This window comes from Lacinutrix sp. MedPE-SW, from assembly GCF_001874145.1.
Taxonomy (GTDB): Bacteria; Bacteroidota; Bacteroidia; order Flavobacteriales; family Flavobacteriaceae; genus Lacinutrix.
In genome coordinates, this window is record NZ_MPCX01000009.1 from 97,689 (window position 1) to 115,116 (window position 17,428).

Consider the following 17,428-nt stretch of genomic DNA (forward strand, 5'->3'; position numbering starts at 1 on the left):
CAATCGCTAACGCAAACTAACGTTAACAAAAAAATCTTTTATACTAATAAAAAAGATTGATTTTGAGATTATAACAAAATAGATACCTGCTTTCGCAGGCATGAATATGAAAAAAGAAACACTAAAAAAAGGATTTTCAAAACTCTGCACAGCAAAAGCAATGGCAGAATTATACGAAGCTAATTTTAAGCAAGTCTCTAAATACGTACACGCTACATCAAGAGGTCACGAAGCTATCCAAATAGCTTTAGGTATGCAGTTATTACCACAAGATTATGCGTTTCCATATTATAGAGATGATGCCATGTTATTATCATTTGGTTTAGAACCTTACGATTTAATGTTGCAATTATTAGCAAAAAAAGACGATCCATTTTCTGGCGGAAGAACGTACTATTCGCATCCAAGTTTAAAGGATGACGATAAGCCAAAAATACCACATCAATCCTCAGCAACAGGTATGCAAACCATACCAGCAACAGGTGTGGCTATGGGAATGAAGTATAAAGAACTACAAGGATTGGATGATTATAGTTTAGAATCGGATCCTGTCAGTTCGAGCACAGTCGAGAACGCTCTAAATCCAATAACCGTTTGTTCTTTAGGCGATGCCTCTGTAACCGAAGGTGAAATAGCCGAAGCCTTCCAAATGGCAGCTTTAAAGCAAATGCCAATTTTATATTTAGTACAAGATAACGGTTGGGATATTAGTGCCAATGCAGCAGAAACAAGAGCGCAAAATGCTTTTGAATATGCTCAAGGTTTTAAAGGCTTAGAAGCCATTTCAATAGATGGTGCTAACTTTACAGAAAGTTACCAAGCGCTAGAAAAAGTAATAGAAACTATTCGTACAGAACGCAGACCATTTTTAGTACATGCAAAAGTACCATTGTTAAATCATCATACGTCTGGTGTAAGAATGGAATGGTATCGAGACGATTTAGACGAGGCGCGTTCTCGTGATCCATATCCAGTAATAAAACAACAATTATTAGATGCAGGATTTTCAGAACAAGAAGTTGAAGAGGTAGAAAATTCCGCGAAAGCGAAAGTACAATCAGATTTTGAAAAAGCCTTAAAAACCGAAGACCCAAAACCTGAAGATTTATTTACAAACGATTTTGTACCAACACCAATTACTGAAGAGCAAGGAACACGTTCACCAGAAGGTGCAGATAAAGTGGTAATGGTAGATTGTGCGTTATTCGCAGTAGAAGAATTAATGAAAAAGCATAAAGAATGCTTGCTATACGGTCAAGATGTTGGTGGCAGATTGGGTGGAGTTTTTAGAGAAGCAGCAACATTAGCTCAAAAATTTGGAGACGACCGCGTATTTAATACACCAATACAAGAAGCTTTTATTGTAGGTTCAACCGTTGGTATGAGCGCAGTTGGATTAAAACCAATTGTTGAGGTTCAGTTTGCCGATTATATTTGGCCAGGATTAAATCAGTTATTTACAGAAGTAAGTAGAAGTTGTTATTTATCTAACGGTAAATGGCCAGTTAGCATGATACTTCGTGTACCAATTGGAGCTTATGGTAGTGGTGGACCTTATCATTCATCTTCAGTAGAATCTGTAATAACAAATATTAGAGGTATAAAAATTGCCTATCCAAGTAATGGTGCCGATTTAAAAGGTTTAATGAAAGCGGCTTACTATGATCCAAATCCAGTGGTTATTTTAGAACACAAAGGTTTGTATTGGTCTAAAGTACCAGGAACACAAGGAGCAACATCTGTTGAGCCAAGTGAAGATTATGTTTTACCATTTGGAAAAGCTTGGGTTTTACAAGAAATCTGGAAACAAGAAAATGTAGAAACGTTGACTATTGTTACTTATGGAATGGGCGTACATTGGGCAATGAATGCATCAGAAGAATTAGGCATGCAAGACCAAATAGAAGTTATTGATTTACGTACCTTATTTCCTTTAGATGAAGACACAATCATGAAATCGGTTAAAAAAACAGGAAAGTGTTTAGTGGTGACTGAAGAGCCTTCAAATAATAGTTTTGCAAGAGCGTTATCTGGAAAAATTCAAGAAGAATGTTTTAAATATTTAGATGCACCAGTAATGACAATTGGTAGTGAAAACATGCCGGCAATTCCTCTAAACTCAACTTTAGAGCAAACCATGATTCCTTCAACAGATAAGGTGAAAGCTAAAATTGAACAGCTAATTAATTATTAATTTTATGTCTGTTTAAAAACATATTTTTAATTATAAATAAACTAGGGATTAGTAATTGTACACACAATTATTAATCCCTTTTATTTGCTTTATATTTTTGTTTTGATTTTATGGTATATAAAATCTTAATTAAAAAAAAGAGCAGAAAAATTACTTAAAAAGCGTTTTAAAGTAATAAATAATCTTCTATATTTGAGGTGTAAACTTTAGGAGTAGCTATTAAATTAGTTTGAGAAACATCCTTAGAACCTGATTTGGTTAATACCAACGTAGGAAAAAGTTATGTTCGATAATATATCGATATACTACCATTCTGGTTTACAATAATATTTTATAAATATGATTGCTATAAAAGTAAACCAAAAAGACCACCACATTTTAGAAAATGTAACCTTACAAACATTTGTTGAACAATTAAAAATTGAAACAAATGGTATTGCTATTGCTATAAATAATACTGTAGTAAAAAAAGCAGATTGGTCTTCAAGATTACTTCAAAATAACGATGATATTTTAATTATAAAATCTACTCAAGGAGGATGATTTTAATTTTAAATGGAAACCAAAAATCTAATGAAGAAAAAAGACACAGCACCAAAGCAAGGACAAATTACCAGAAATCCATTTCCTAATTCTAAAAAGATTTACGTACAAGGTAAAATACATCCACAAATTAAAGTGGCTATGCGTGAAATAGCTTTAAGCGATACCGTCGATTCTATGACGAAAAAGAAAACGCCTAACGAACCTGTTACGGTGTACGATACTTCAGGACCTTATACAGACCCTAATAAAGAAATTAATGTACATGATGGTATTGAACGTATTAGAGAACAATGGATTTTAGATCGCGGTGATGTTGAAGAATTAGACGTCTTTACTTCTAAATATTGTAACGAGCGTTTAAACGATAAAAGTTTAGACCATATGCGATTTAACTTAAAGCATAAACCAAAACGTGCAAAAAAAGGAAAAAACGTTACCCAATTGCACTACGCTAAAAAAGGCATTATAACTCCAGAGATGGAATACATCGCCATTCGTGAAAATCAACGTATTGACGAAATGACGGAGATTAGAAAGCAACATCCAGGAGAACATTTTGGAGCTTCAATTCCGGCTAAAATCACACCAGAATTTGTACGTAGCGAAGTTGCAAGAGGTCGTGCAGTAATACCATCAAACATAAACCATCCAGAAGCAGAACCCATGATTTTAGGACGTAATTTCTTGGTTAAAATTAATGCCAATATTGGAAACTCTGCAACAACATCATCAATAGAAGAAGAAGTAGAAAAAGCAGTTTGGGCTTGCCGTTGGGGAGCAGATAATATTATGGATTTATCTACAGGACAAAACATTCACGAAACACGCGAGTGGATTGTACGCAACTCACCAGTACCAGTTGGAACAGTACCAATTTATCAGGCTTTAGAAAAAGTAAACGGTGTTGCCGAAGATTTAACTTGGGAGATTTTCCGTGATACGCTAATAGAACAAGCAGAACAAGGTGTAGATTATTTTACCATTCATGCAGGTGTGTTATTACGTTATGTGCCCATGACAGCAAATCGAGTAACCGGAATTGTTTCTCGTGGTGGTTCTATTATGGCAAAATGGTGTTTAGCGCACCATAAAGAAAGTTTTTTATACACGCATTTTGAAGACATTTGCGAAATCTTAAAATCTTACGATGTAGCCTTTTCATTAGGCGATGGTTTACGTCCAGGTTCGGTAGCAGATGCTAATGATGAAGCACAATTTGCAGAGTTAGAAACCTTGGGTGAATTAACACAAATTGCACGTAAACACGAAGTGCAATGTTTTATAGAAGGTCCAGGTCATGTACCAATGCATATGATTAAAGAAAACATGGAAAAGCAAATTGAAGTTTGCGACGAAGCACCTTTTTACACTTTAGGTCCGTTAACAACAGATATTGCTCCGGGTTACGATCATATTACATCGGGTATTGGAGCAGCCATGATTGGTTGGTACGGTTGCGCTATGTTATGTTACGTAACACCAAAAGAACATTTAGGTTTGCCTAATAAAGAAGATGTTCGCGTTGGTGTAGTTACCTATAAATTAGCAGCACATGCTGCCGATTTAGCAAAAGGACATCCAGGATCACAACATAGAGACAATGCATTAAGTATGGCACGATTTGAGTTTCGTTGGGAAGACCAATTTAATTTAGGTCTGGATCCAGAACGAGCTCGCGAATATCACGATGAAACCTTACCGGCAGCAGGTGCTAAAATTGCACACTTCTGTTCTATGTGCGGACCAAAATTCTGTTCTATGAAAATCTCTCAAGAAGTACGTGATTTTGCTGTAGAAAATAAAATAGCAGATAACAACGAGGTTATAGCAAAAGGTTTTGAAGAAAAATCGGAAGAGTTTAAAGAAAAAGGCTCAGAAATATATCATTAGTAAATAATACAATTGGCAATGTGCAATTAACAATAACTCTTAAGTTATAAAATATTGTTCATTGTCAATTATAAATTGTTAATTGACAAAATGATAGTCTTAATAGCACCAGAAAATGATATAAAAAATGAAATTGAAATACTAAACCAGTTATTTCAAGAAGGTTTGCAATATTATCATTTAAGAAAACCAAATAAAGATTTTAAACAACATTGCGATTATTTAAACCAAATAGACGAAAAATATCATAATAGAATTGTGGTGCATTATTTTCATGAATTAATCAATACATTCAATTTAAAAGGTATTCATTTTCAAGAACAAAAACGAAAAGATCATATAGATAATCCAGGACAGTATTTTAAAAACTTAAACATGTTTGGAAAGACGATAAGCTCGTCGTTTCACGAACCAAACGAACTTGAAAATTGTTATTTCGAATTCGATTATCATTTACTAAGTCCTGTGTTTTCATCTATTTCAAAACAAGGCTATAAAGGTCGAGGTTTCAATGTTAACCATATCGATAAAATCATAATTGGTATGGGTGGAGTTACTGCTAGTAACTTAAACGAATTCGATAAACTTGGTTATAAAGGCGTTGGTATTTTAGGAGGTATTTGGAATAGTAATCAACCTATGGAAGTTTTTAAAGCAATAAAGAGTCATTTTGAAAAATAATCTATACATACTAACCATTGCAGGTCATGATCCTTCAGGTGGAGCAGGATTAACTTCAGATATTAAAACATTTGAAGCTCATGGTTTGTATGGCTTATCTGTTTGTACTGCTATAACCATTCAAAACGATAGAGATTTTAAAGCATGTATTTGGACAGATGTTGACATTATCATAGCTCAAATTGAAATCTTGTTTAAACGCTTTAAAATTTCAGTAGTTAAAATTGGCATCATTCAATCTTGGCAGACATTGTCTGTTTTGTTGGACAAGCTTTATTCACTAAACTCAAATATAAAAGTCATTTTAGATCCTATTATAAAAGCTAGTGCAGGCTTTAATTTTCATGAAAAAGAAAACCAAGAAATATTAAATTCTGTATTTAAAAAATGCTTCATTATTACTCCAAATTATGAAGAAATACAGCTTTTATATCCAAATTTAAATATTCAAAACACTATCGAGCACATAAGTAATTTAACAAATATCTATTTAAAAGGCGGACATAAAACCGATAAAAAAGGATGGGATGAGTTGTATTACAGCAAAATAGTACTTGTAAATTTACCTCCAGCAACCCAAAACGTTTCAGAGAAACATGGTAGCGGTTGTGTTTTATCTTCAGCATTGGCAAGTAATATTTTTATAAAAGATAATTTAGAAGACGCAGCAAGAGAAGCCAAGTATTATACCGAGCAATTTTTAAGCTCAAACTCTACTTTATTAGGACAACACACGTATAAAAAATAAAAATATGATAATACCTAAACTCCATTATATATCACAAGGCGATTCTCCAAAAGAACACATAGCCAACATACAAAAAGCATGTACTTCTGGAGCAGAATTAGTACAGTTACGTTTAAAAAACATATCGGAAAAAAAGATTTTAAAACGAGCTGAAGAAGCCAGAGAAATTACTTCTCACTTTCAAACCAGATTAATAATTAACGATCATTATAAAATTGCAAAAGCTATAAAAGCAGATGGTGTACACTTAGGTAAAACCGATACTTGTCCTACAATAGCAAGAAAACATTTATATACTTGGCAAATTATTGGAGGTACAGCAAATACGCTAGAAGAATGCGAAACATTAATAACTAAAAATGTAGATTATATAGGTTTAGGTCCTTTTAGATTTACAATAACCAAAGATAATTTAAGTCCAGTTTTAGGGCTTGATGGATATAAAGTAATTTTAGATAAGCTAGAAACAAAAACACCAATAATAGGCATTGGAGGTATTACACTAGAAGATGTTCCTGCTATTTTAGAAACAGGAATTTCGGGTATTGCAGTATCTGGAGAGATTACAAAGGACTTTAATAAAATAAGAACATTTAACCAGTTGTTAAATGCCTCTTCTACACTAGAACAGCGCCATACATTTAATAAAAAGTAGAATTTTAATATGAATGATTTATTAAAAATTGCAGATAAAAAGTTTAGTTCAAGACTATTTACTGGTACTGGGAAATTTAGTTCTAATGCTTTAATGTCTGAAGCATTAAAAGCCTCAGAAAGTGAATTGATAACGGTAGCATTAAAACGTGTTGAGGTAGATAATGAACAAGATAAAATGTTGCAAAGCATCATGCGTCCTAAAGTAAATTTACTACCAAATACTTCTGGAGTTAGAGATGCAAAAGAAGCTGTTTTCGCTGCGCAACTAGCTCGAGAAGCTTTAGAAACAAATTGGATAAAATTAGAAATTCATCCCGATCCTAAATATTTATTGCCAGACCCAATCGAGACTTTAAAAGCAGCAGAAGAATTGGTTAAACAAGGTTTCGTGGTTATGCCATACATACATGCAGATCCAGTTTTATGCAAACGTTTGGAAGATGTAGGTACGCAATGTGTTATGCCATTAGGCGCACCAATTGGTACTAATAAAGGTATTAAAACATTAGATTTTTTAGAAATTATTATAGAGCAAAGTAATGTACCTGTAATTGTAGATGCAGGAATTGGCAGTCCATCGCATGCAGCTTTTGCAATGGAGTTAGGCGCAGATGCTGTTTTGGTAAACACTGCTATTGCTGTTTCTAAAAACCCAACACAAATGGCTGTTGCTTTTAAAATGGCTGTCGAGGCTGGCCGAATGGCATTTAATGCCAAATTAGCTTCGGTTAAAAAACATGCAGAAGCTAGTAGTCCGTTAACTTCATTTTTAAACTAGAAATTGAATACACCATAAAACATGTCTTTTAAAACTACTTTTAATAAATACAATTGGGATACTTTAGAAAAAGAAATTTATGCTTTTACAGCAGAAGATGTTAAGGAAGTTCTTCAAAAAGAAAAAATAGATTTAGAAGATTTTAAAGCCTTAATATCTCCCGCAGCAAAACCTTTTATTGAGCATATAGCGCAACGTAGTCATGCTATTACTAAAAAACGTTTTGGTAACACTATACAAATGTATGTGCCTATGTATTTGTCTAACGAGTGTCAAAACATTTGTACTTATTGTGGTTTTAGTATGACTAATAAAATTGCACGTAGAACATTAAATGATGCCGAAATTTTAAAAGAAGTAAAATTTTTAAAAGCCAAAGGTTACAACCATATTTTATTGGTAACGGGCGAAGCAAATAAAACGGTTGGTGTCTCGTATATTAAACATGCTATAAGTTTAATTCGAGAGCATTTTTCTAATATAAGTATTGAGGTACAACCGTTAGATCAAAACGAATACGAACAACTAATTGAGGCTGGTTTGTATGCTGTTTTAGTGTATCAAGAAACCTATCATGAAGCGACTTATAAAACACATCACCCAAAAGGGAAAAAATCTAATTTTAATTATCGATTAGATACGCCAGATCGTTTAGGCAAAGCAGGAGTTCATAAAATAGGACTTGGTGCTTTATTTGGTTTAGAAGATTGGCGTGTAGATAGTTTTTACACCGCTTTACATTTAAAATATTTGCAAAAAACCTACTGGAAAACCAAGTATTCTATATCATTTCCTAGACTTAGACCGCATCAAGGTGAAGTACAACCAAAGGTAGAAATGACAGATTCCGATTTAGTTCAGCTTATTTGCGCGTACCGTTTACTAGATGAAGATGTAGAGCTTTCCATGTCTACCCGCGAAAGTGAAACCTTTAGAAATAATATTATAAAACTTGGAATAACTTCTATTAGCGCCGAGTCTAAAACAAATCCTGGTGGTTATGCTGTAGCGCCAGAAAGTTTAGAGCAGTTTGAAATATCTGATGAACGCGAAACTAAAGACATTAAAGAAATGATTGAAAATCAAGGTTACGAAGTGGTTTGGAAAGATTGGGAATGTTTTGAAGAAACAAAATAATGAGTCTTAGCGAAAAAGAAAAAAAGCAATATAGCAGACATCTTATTTTAGATAAAATAGGAGAAGCAGGACAATTAAAACTAAAACAAGCAAAGGTTTTGGTTATTGGAGCTGGTGGTTTGGGTTGTCCAGTTTTACAATATTTAACAGCAGCTGGAGTAGGCACTATTGGTATTATAGATCATGATGTTATAGATCAAAGTAATTTGCAAAGGCAAATTTTATATACAATTAACGATGTTGGTTTGTATAAAGCTAAAACAGCAGCTAAAAGATTATCTAAATTAAATCCTTTTGTGAATTTTAATATCTATAATACAAAGTTAACACAAGAAAATGCCATTGCGTTATTTAATAATTATGATATTATAGTTGACGGAAGCGATAATTTTTCTACAAGATATTTAACAAGCGATGCATCAGTAATTACTAATAAACCATTAGTTTATGGCGCTATTTTTAAATTTGAAGGTCAAGTTAGTGTTTTTAATTATTTAGGTAGCGCAACCTATAGATGTTTATACCCAACACCACCAAGACCTGAAGATGCTCCTAATTGTTCAGAGATTGGAGTTCTAGGTGTATTGCCTGGAATTATAGGAAGTTTTCAAGCCAATGAAACCATTAAAATCATTTGTGGTTTAGGAGCGGTTTTAAGCAATAAGCTATTATTGTTTAATGCTTTAAATATGAGTCAACAAATATTAGGTTTTGAAAAAGATGAAAACATAAAAATTACTGATTTAGAAAAAGACTATAACCTTTTTTGTGGCATTAATAACGCTGAAGAAATTACCTTAGATGAATTTAATAAAAATAAATCAAGATATAATTTACTAGATGTTAGAGAGCAAAACGAAAGAGAAGAATACCATATTGGTGGTCAACACATACCTCTAAAAGAAATACCAATTAGGTATATGGAAATAGATACTTCACTACCTGTAATAGTATATTGCAAATCGGGTAAAAGAAGTGCAAGAGCTATTTCTATATTAAAAACAGAATTAAAAAGCGCTCATTTTTATAGTTTAAAAAACGGATTGTAAAACATTAAAATACTGTTTGATTATTTATATTGAATTGTAATTGTATTATTTTGTATATTGATTTTTAGTCACTTAAAAATAAAAAATGTATAATTATTACGCTAAAATAATAGGAGTTTACGATGGTGATACGGTTACAGCAGTTGTAGATTTAGGTTTTTTACATTCGCAAGAAATGAAACTTCGCCTTTATGGCATTGATACTCCAGAATTAAGAGGAGAAGAAAAAGAAGAAGGAAAAAAAGTTAGAGATATTTTAAGAGAAATGATTCTTGATAAAGAAGTAGAACTAATTACTTATAAAGATAAGCAAGGTAAGTATGGCAGATATTTAGCAACAATAATGATTGATGGTGTAGATGTAAACCAATGGTTAGTTGCAAACGGTCATGCTAAAGTTTATTTTCCATAAAAAAAAAGCGATTCAGTAAATATTGAATCGCTTTTTTAATATTATTTATTTGTTTCAGGTGGATATTTGGTCATAATCTTAGCAACAAATTCTTTTATTCTAGCTTCTTTTTTATCAATATTAGAAGAGTTTGTTAGGTAACCTTGACCTTTACCTTGCCAAATCAATTCTTTTTTAGAAGCATCTATTAAATCTATATATAAAGAACCTTGAGTAGATGTGCTAACAGAGGTCCTATTAAAACCATTGTTCCAATACCAAGGGCTCCAACCCCAACCATAACCATATGGTCCAAAACCATTATTGTAAACATAAACTTGTTCTCTAGATTTTGTAAAAATACTTACTAATAAATCTGGATTTTCAGATTTTGTAAACCCTTTAGCAATCATTTCGGCTTCAATAGCTCTAAGAATTCGGCGTTTATCTAAGTCGCTTATCTCGGCTTTATCAATTCCAGTTTTAAAGAAGGCAAACGTTTTGTAAGAATCAAAATCTGCATTTTTATCATAATCTGAAGCTACGCGAACTGAAGTACACGAGCTAACTACTACAAGAAGTAGTAAAATAGGTAGAGTTTTTAATAATTTCATCTTTTTCAATTTTTATAAAGTTATAACGAGTCTATAATAGCATCATCTACATTATTAGGTAATGTGACTTTTAAATTAGGCTCGCTATCCATTGCACGTTTAATGGCAAAAATAGCACCTTCATTTCTTGCCCAACTTCGTCTTGAAATTCCGTTGTTTACATCCCAGAATAACATTGATTTTAAGCGAGTTGATGCTTCTTTACTACCATCAAGAACCATACCAAAACCACCATTAATAACTTCTCCCCAACCAACGCCACCACCGTTGTGAATACTTACCCAGGTTGCACCACGAAAACTATCTCCTATTACATTTTGTATTGCCATATCTGCTGTAAAGCGTGAGCCATCATAAATATTACTGGTTTCGCGATATGGAGAATCTGTACCAGAAACATCATGGTGATCACGGCCTAAAATAACAGTACCTATTTCTCCTTTTGCAATAGCTTGATTAAAAGCTTCGGCTATTTTTGCTCTACCTTCGGCATCTGCATAAAGTATTCTAGCTTGAGAACCTACTACTAATTTATTTTCTTGAGCTCCTTTTATCCATTGAATGTTATCTGCCATTTGTTGTTGGATTTCTTCTGGAGAGTTTTGTTTTATTTCTTCTAAAATAGCACAAGCAATAGCATCAGTTTTTGCTAAATCTTCAGGTTTACCTGAAGCACAAACCCAACGAAAAGGACCAAAACCATAATCAAAGCACATTGGTCCCATAATATCTTGAACATAGCTTGGATATTTAAAATCTACTCCATTTTCTGCCATAATATCTGCACCAGCACGAGACGCTTCTAATAAAAAAGCATTACCATAATCGAAAAAATAAGTGCCTTTTGCAGTGTGTTTATTTATTGCTTTAGCATGACGACGTAATGTTTTTTGAACTTCGGCTTTAAAGGCTTCAGGATTATTTGCCATCATATCATTTGCTTCTTCAAAAGATAAACCTACTGGGTAATAACCACCAGCCCAAGGATTGTGAAGAGATGTTTGGTCGCTTCCTAAATCTATGTGTATGTTCTCTTCGTCAAATTTTTCCCAGACGTCTATAATATTTCCTAAATATGCAATTGATATAGTTTCTTTGTTAGCTTTCGCTTTATTAACACGCGTTACTAATTCATCTAAATTGGTTATTTTTTCGTTTATCCAACCTTGATCTAAGCGAACTTGTGTTATTTTTGGGTTTACTTCTGCACAAACTGTAATACAACCAGCAATATTTCCTGCTTTAGGTTGTGCACCAGACATACCACCTAATCCAGAGGTAACAAATAAATTTCCTTTTGGCTCTTTTTTAATTTTTCTAAAACCGTTTAAAACAGTAATTGTTGTACCATGAACTATACCTTGTGGGCCAATATACATATAGCTTCCCGCAGTCATTTGTCCATATTGCGTAACACCTAAAGCATTAAATTTCTCCCAATCGTCTGGTTGAGAATAATTAGGTATCATCATTCCGTTTGTAACAACTACTCTTGGTGCATTGTTGTGAGATGGAAATAAGCCCATTGGATGTCCAGAATACATAACCAATGTTTGCTCATCATTCATTTCGGCTAAATACTTCATTGTTAATCTGTATTGCGCCCAATTAGAAAATACACCACCATTACCGCCATAAGTAATAAGTTCGTGAGGATGTTGAGCAACAGCATAATCTAAATTATTTTGAATCATTAACATGATTGCTGCCGCTTGTTTAGATTTTGCAGGATACTCTTCTATTGGTCTGGCGTACATTTTATAATCTGGACGCAAACGGTACATATAGATTCTTCCGTAATTATCTAATTCGTTTTTAAACTCTTTTATTAATGTTTTATGGTGTTTTTTGTCAAAGTACCTAAGCGCATTTCGTAGTGCAAGTTTTTCTTCTTCTTTAGTAAGAATAGCTTTTCGTTTAGGTGCGTGGTTTATGTCTTTTTCGTAAGGCTTAAAAGCAGGTAATTGCTCTGGAATACCTTCTAGAATTTGTGTTTTAAAAGTTGAGTTCATTAGTGTTAACTCTTTTTATTATTGGAATTAGTGTTTTTATTATAACCGTATGGGCAATGCCTACAACCGCTTTCACAACAATAGCCTCTTTTTAAATGGTATTGCTCTGTAAAGCACCTGTAGCCTTCTGGTGTTAAGTAGTAATCGCCGTCTTCTAATGGAATATATTTCTTCATTTCTCACAAAGATAATGTAAATTGGAGTGATTTTTAAAACCATTAAATCATGATATTATTTTCTAAATATTTAGTGCCTAAAGGTTATACAGGAATAACAATTTATCCGTTTGTTTTTTTAAGAAGTAAACGCTTTAAAAATGATGTTGTATTAATTAATCATGAAAAAATACATTTAAAACAGCAACTGGAACTATTGGTACTACCGTTTTATTTAATTTACTTAATAGAGTTTGTTGTAAGATTTTGCATTTACCAAAATTGGTTTAAAGCTTATAGAAATATCTCTTTTGAAAGAGAAGCATATTATAACCAAACCAATTTAAATTATTTAAAAACAAGATCGTTTTGGAGATTTACGCATTATTTTTGTAAGAATGATATTTGATTTAGAAAACGTATTAAATAAAAAAATAATTACTAAAAACGCTTTAAATGTAGAAGTTCATTTAAAACGTGAAGACACTATACACCCAATTATTTCTGGAAACAAATACAGAAAATTAAAATATAATTTAAAAGAAGCTAAAGAACAAAATAAAAATACTGTTGTCACATTTGGTGGAGCCTACTCAAACCATATTGCCGCTGTTGCAGCTGCAGGAAAAGTGTATGGTTTTAAAACAATAGGTGTAATAAGAGGTGAAGAAATTAAAGATAAATTAGAGCGTAATGCTACTTTAAAGTATGCAAAATCTTGTGGCATGATTTTTAAATTTATTAGTAGATTAGAATTTAGAAATAAAAATGAATTTTATTTTATAGAAAATTTAAAAAATGAATTTGGAGATTTTTATAATATTCCAGAAGGAGGCACTAACGCTTTAGCTATAAAAGGTTGTGAAGAGATTTTAACACAAGACGATTTTAAATTTAATTATGTGTGTACACCTGTAGGAACAGGAGGAACAGTTGCAGGAATAATAAATAGTACAAAACCTAATCAGCAAGTTTTAGGTTTTTCGGCTTTAAAAGGCGATTTTTTAAGAGAAGATATTAGTAAATTTGCAAAACAAGATAACTGGAAGTTAATTACTAATTATCATTTTGGTGGTTATGCCAAAATAAATGAAGAGCTAATAACGTTTATTAATACGTTTAAAGCTATTAATAATATACAGTTAGATCCGGTTTATACAGGGAAAATGCTTTTTGGAATCCAAGATTTAATTGAAAAAAAATATTTTCCAGAAGGTTCAAAAATTTTAGCAATTCATACTGGAGGTCTACAAGGCATTCAAGGTATGAATGAAAGACTAAAACAAAAAGGGTTACCAATAATAAAATAAATTAATGAAAAAAATAATATTACTACTGTGCTTATCACTATTTATAGCAAGTTGTGGCTCTAAAAAAAGAGTTGTTACAAGTAAATCTAAAACAAAGAAAGAGCGTGTTGTAAAACCACGTAAAAGAAAAGAAGTTAAAGTTACACCAGAACCAGCACCTAAGCCTGTAGTAATTGAAGATACACCAGAAATATATAATTCGCCAACCGAAGAGTATATTGCCATTTATAGTGATATAGCAAAAGATGAAATGAAAAGCTACGGTATTCCTGCAAGTATAACCTTAGCTCAAGGCATATTAGAATCTGGATCTGGAAAAGGACGTTTATCTACAGAAGCTAATAATCATTTTGGTATAAAATGTCACTCTGGTTGGACTGGAGGAAAAATTTATCATGATGATGATGCGAGCCAGGAATGTTTTAGAAAATATAAAAATTCAAAATATTCTTTTAGAGATCATTCTTTATTTTTAAAAGAAAGAAAACGTTATTCAGATTTATTTAACCTTCAAAAAGATGATTATGAAGGTTGGGCAAAAGGATTAAGAAAAGCAGGTTATGCAACAGATAGAAAATACCCTCAAAAATTAATAAGTCTAATAGAACGTTACCAGTTATATAGATTTGATAATGAGGTTTTAGGGAAAGATAATGGTGTAAACGAAAAACATATTGTTGTAGCAGGTGATACACTATATTCACTGGCCAAAAAATATAACCTAACTGTAGAAACATTAAAAAGTTTAAATGGGTTAGAAAATAATTCACTTTTTGTTGGCCAGATACTTTATGTAAAACCTTTACCAAAAGATTAAAAATTTATGATTTATAAACGAAGTAGTTCACTTTTTTTAGAAGCAGAAAAAGTGATTCCTGGTGGAGTAAACTCTCCAGTAAGAGCCTTTAAAGCCGTTGGTGGAACACCAATATTTGTAGAAAAAGCAAAAGGCGCATATTTGTATGATGAAGATGGAAACCAATTAATAGATTATATTAATTCTTGGGGACCAATGATTCTTGGTCATGCTTTTGAGCCAGTAGTAGATGCTGTAATTGAAAAAGCTAAAAAAGGAACCTCGTTTGGAATGCCAACCGAGATAGAAACAAAAATTGCAGAATTAGCAGTTTCTATGGTTCCAAATATAGATAAAATTCGTTTTGTAAATTCTGGTACAGAAGCTTGTATGAGCGCTGTAAGATTAGCAAGAGGTTTTACTAATAAAGACAAAATAATAAAATTTGCCGGTTGTTATCACGGGCATAGCGATTCATTTTTAATACAAGCAGGAAGTGGAGCTGTAACTTTTGGCTCACCTAACAGTCCAGGCGTTACAAAAGGAACAGCAAAAGATACTTTATTAGCAAAGTACAACGATTTAGAGAATGTTAAAACATTAATTGAAGCTAATAAAAATGAAATAGCTTGTATAATAATAGAACCAGTTGCAGGAAATATGGGATGCATTCCACCTAAAAAAGGCTTTTTAGAAGGATTACGTACATTATGCGATGCTAATAATATTTTGCTAATATTTGATGAGGTCATGACTGGTTTTCGTTTAGCAAAAGGTGGCGCACAAGAATTATATAATATTAAGGCAGATATTGTTTGCTTTGGTAAAGTAATTGGTGGTGGTTTACCTGTTGGAGCTTTTGCGGCAAGAAATGAAATAATGAATTATTTAGCACCGCTTGGTCCTGTTTATCAAGCAGGAACATTAAGTGGTAATCCTTTAGCAATGGCAGCAGGTTTAGCCATGTTAACAACATTAAATACAGATACAGAAGTATTTAATAGATTAGCACAAAAAACCGAATATCTACATAAAGGTATTGCAAAGGTTTTAAACAAATTAAATATAACACATACTATTAATAGAGTAGGTTCAATGATTTCTGTACATTTTAGTGAAACCGAAGTTATAGATTTTGATACTGCAGCTAAAGGAAATAATGATACGTTTAAAAACTTTTTTCACGGTATGCTTAATAATGGTATTTATATAGCACCAAGTGCTTTTGAAACTTGGTTTATAACAGATGCGTTAACCTATGAAGATTTAGATAAAACAATTTTAGCTTGCGAAAACGTTTTTAAATAGCAGCTAAACTTTGAACAAAAAAAAAGCGATTCAATAATTATTGAATCGCTTTTTTTTATTTGTATACAGATATTATCTCTGTTGTTTTACTTGAGGTGCAGCACTCTTTTTTGCTACTAACTCTTCTTGATCAAATTCTAATTGATTTGTTAAAGTTAAATACCTTTGAAAACGATCGTTTCCTAAAGCATTTTTTATATTCTGTTGTAAGTTTTTAGTAGTTTCGTAAGTTGCTTTTTTAAACTCTGGAGTTCCTTGGTCTACATATTCTTCTATAGAAATCATTTTAGTTTCATATGCTTTGTATGCTAAAAATACTTTCTCCATAGTTGCATCATCAAACTTAAGTTGAGAACGTAATTCTTTAGCTTTAAGTGTAGCCTTTTCATCAACTTTTACATTGTTTTGCGCAAATATTGTTTGTGTTCCAATTAGCATAGCAAAAGCGAACAGGCATAAAGTAATTACTTTTTTCATTGTTATTTTATTATAAGTTATTTACTCAAAGTAAAGCTATTTATATAAAATTAGCAAATAAAAAAGCACAGATTAGATAACCTGTACTTTTTTTCTAACTAATAAACATAATTAATCTTTATCATTGTGACGTTTTTCTGCACGATGGCCTTTTCTTCGTTTTAAAGCTTTTTTACGTTTACCCATTTTATGCCTTTTTTCAGTCATAGTAGTCCACTTTTCGTATTGAGCTTCATTAAGAATACTTTTCATTTCTCTTTTAGTAGCAATTTTGTGGTCTAACATCTCGTTTTGTCTCTTTAATCGCTCTTCTTGAGAAGGTTTTTCATTTTTTTCTTTAGCAGCTTCTCTATCTTTACGAGCTTCAATACGTCGTTTTGCATTATCAAGATTTAGTTTAGCTACTTTTTTTTGCTGCGCATCAGATAAATCTAAAGCCAAAACCATTTTTTTAGTTTGTATTTGGGCTAAATCTTCAGCATTTAATTTACTTAATCTTTCTTTTTTCATCGCTAAGCGATCGTCTCTTTTCTCTTGAGCATTTAAACCAAATGTTACTAAGGCTATTGCAATAATTATTACTTTCTTCATCGTTTATGTTTTTTAAATTCAACACTATTAGGACACTACAATTTTATAAAGGTTTAATGATATTTATCTTTTTAAGTGTTTTTTAACAATGAAA

19 protein-coding genes and 1 riboswitch are annotated in these 17,428 nt (G+C 32.1%); of the genes, 14 read left to right on the forward strand and 5 right to left on the reverse strand.

Features of this window, described 5'->3' with window-relative positions; all coding sequences use genetic code 11:
* Positions 1-100 precede the first annotated feature (100 nt).
* The 10 genes from BM549_RS09825 (at position 101) to BM549_RS09870 (ending at position 10,092) form a co-directional block, all read left to right on the forward strand.
* Positions 101-2,194 carry a thiamine pyrophosphate-dependent enzyme gene (locus BM549_RS09825; RefSeq protein ID WP_290470099.1) on the forward strand — a complete coding sequence of 698 codons (2,094 nt, stop codon included), beginning with the start codon at positions 101-103 and terminating at the stop codon, positions 2,192-2,194.
* Between the two features lie 198 nt (positions 2,195-2,392).
* A riboswitch (TPP riboswitch) is annotated at positions 2,393-2,487 on the forward strand.
* A gap of 46 nt (positions 2,488-2,533) precedes the next feature.
* A complete protein-coding gene (gene thiS, locus BM549_RS09830) occupies positions 2,534-2,737 on the forward strand; it encodes a sulfur carrier protein ThiS (protein ID WP_290470100.1) in 204 nt (67 codons plus the stop codon).
* A gap of 30 nt (positions 2,738-2,767) precedes the next feature.
* A complete protein-coding gene (gene thiC, locus BM549_RS09835; RefSeq protein WP_290470101.1) occupies positions 2,768-4,630 on the forward strand; it encodes a phosphomethylpyrimidine synthase ThiC in 1,863 nt (620 codons plus the stop codon).
* A 90-nt stretch (positions 4,631-4,720) separates the two neighbouring features.
* Positions 4,721-5,311 carry a thiamine phosphate synthase gene (locus BM549_RS09840; RefSeq protein WP_290470102.1) on the forward strand — a complete coding sequence of 197 codons (591 nt, stop codon included), beginning with the start codon at positions 4,721-4,723 and terminating at the stop codon, positions 5,309-5,311.
* Complete coding sequence (locus tag BM549_RS09845; protein WP_290470103.1) at positions 5,301-6,059, forward strand: hydroxymethylpyrimidine/phosphomethylpyrimidine kinase; 759 nt, start codon at positions 5,301-5,303, stop codon at positions 6,057-6,059. The genes BM549_RS09840 and BM549_RS09845 overlap by 11 nt, the downstream gene beginning before the upstream one ends.
* 4 nt (positions 6,060-6,063) lie before the next feature.
* On the forward strand, positions 6,064-6,714 hold the full coding sequence (thiE, locus tag BM549_RS09850) for a thiamine phosphate synthase (RefSeq protein ID WP_290470104.1): 651 nt from the start codon (positions 6,064-6,066) through the stop codon (positions 6,712-6,714).
* 9 nt (positions 6,715-6,723) lie between these two features.
* Positions 6,724-7,494, forward strand: coding sequence for a thiazole synthase (locus BM549_RS09855; protein ID WP_290470105.1), 771 nt, complete (start codon positions 6,724-6,726; stop codon positions 7,492-7,494).
* A 21-nt stretch (positions 7,495-7,515) separates the two neighbouring features.
* Positions 7,516-8,631 carry a 2-iminoacetate synthase ThiH gene (gene thiH / locus BM549_RS09860; RefSeq protein ID WP_290470106.1) on the forward strand — a complete coding sequence of 372 codons (1,116 nt, stop codon included), beginning with the start codon at positions 7,516-7,518 and terminating at the stop codon, positions 8,629-8,631.
* Entirely contained in the window at positions 8,631-9,680 is a 1,050-nt protein-coding gene (locus tag BM549_RS09865; protein ID WP_290470107.1) for a HesA/MoeB/ThiF family protein, read from the forward strand. The genes thiH and BM549_RS09865 overlap by 1 nt, the downstream gene beginning before the upstream one ends.
* A gap of 85 nt (positions 9,681-9,765) precedes the next feature.
* Positions 9,766-10,092, forward strand: coding sequence for a thermonuclease family protein (locus tag BM549_RS09870; protein ID WP_290470108.1), 327 nt, complete (start codon positions 9,766-9,768; stop codon positions 10,090-10,092).
* A gap of 41 nt (positions 10,093-10,133) precedes the next feature.
* On the opposite strand, the gene BM549_RS09875 is transcribed toward BM549_RS09870, so the two are convergent.
* The 3 genes from BM549_RS09875 to BM549_RS09885 are packed head-to-tail and all read right to left on the reverse strand — an operon-like array spanning position 10,134 to position 12,873.
* Positions 10,134-10,685: a DUF4136 domain-containing protein gene (locus BM549_RS09875; protein ID WP_290470109.1), complete on the reverse strand. Its 552-nt coding sequence runs from the start codon at positions 10,683-10,685 to the stop codon at positions 10,134-10,136.
* A gap of 20 nt (positions 10,686-10,705) precedes the next feature.
* Positions 10,706-12,697 (reverse strand): urocanate hydratase, encoded by a 1,992-nt coding sequence (locus BM549_RS09880; RefSeq protein WP_290470110.1) that lies wholly within the window; start codon positions 12,695-12,697, stop codon positions 10,706-10,708.
* Between the two features lie 5 nt (positions 12,698-12,702).
* On the reverse strand, positions 12,703-12,873 hold the full coding sequence (locus BM549_RS09885) for a DUF5522 domain-containing protein (protein WP_290470111.1): 171 nt from the start codon (positions 12,871-12,873) through the stop codon (positions 12,703-12,705).
* A 49-nt stretch (positions 12,874-12,922) separates the two neighbouring features.
* Here BM549_RS09885 and BM549_RS09890 point away from each other — a divergent pair, with 49 nt between their 5' ends.
* From BM549_RS09890 to hemL, 4 genes are read left to right on the forward strand one after another with little or no spacing between them, the layout of a single operon-like run.
* The gene (locus tag BM549_RS09890; RefSeq protein WP_290470112.1) at positions 12,923-13,261 is read left to right on the forward strand and encodes a hypothetical protein; all 339 of its coding nucleotides are present in this window, start codon (positions 12,923-12,925) and stop codon (positions 13,259-13,261) included.
* Positions 13,251-14,162, forward strand: a complete 912-nt coding sequence (locus BM549_RS09895) for a 1-aminocyclopropane-1-carboxylate deaminase/D-cysteine desulfhydrase (protein ID WP_290470113.1) — start codon at positions 13,251-13,253, stop codon at positions 14,160-14,162. Before BM549_RS09890 ends, BM549_RS09895 begins: the two co-directional genes overlap by 11 nt.
* Positions 14,163-14,166: 4 nt before the next feature.
* Positions 14,167-14,979 carry a glucosaminidase domain-containing protein gene (locus BM549_RS09900; RefSeq protein WP_290470114.1) on the forward strand — a complete coding sequence of 271 codons (813 nt, stop codon included), beginning with the start codon at positions 14,167-14,169 and terminating at the stop codon, positions 14,977-14,979.
* A 6-nt stretch (positions 14,980-14,985) separates the two neighbouring features.
* Positions 14,986-16,266 carry a glutamate-1-semialdehyde 2,1-aminomutase gene (hemL, locus tag BM549_RS09905; protein ID WP_290470115.1) on the forward strand — a complete coding sequence of 427 codons (1,281 nt, stop codon included), beginning with the start codon at positions 14,986-14,988 and terminating at the stop codon, positions 16,264-16,266.
* A gap of 72 nt (positions 16,267-16,338) precedes the next feature.
* Here the strand turns inward: hemL and BM549_RS09910 are convergent, their stop codons facing one another.
* Together BM549_RS09910 and BM549_RS09915 are read right to left on the reverse strand one after the other, a co-directional pair.
* Positions 16,339-16,743 (reverse strand): hypothetical protein, encoded by a 405-nt coding sequence (locus BM549_RS09910; RefSeq protein WP_290470116.1) that lies wholly within the window; start codon positions 16,741-16,743, stop codon positions 16,339-16,341.
* 111 nt (positions 16,744-16,854) lie between these two features.
* The gene (locus tag BM549_RS09915) at positions 16,855-17,334 is read right to left on the reverse strand and encodes a hypothetical protein (protein ID WP_290470117.1); all 480 of its coding nucleotides are present in this window, start codon (positions 17,332-17,334) and stop codon (positions 16,855-16,857) included.
* Positions 17,335-17,428 lie beyond the last annotated feature (94 nt).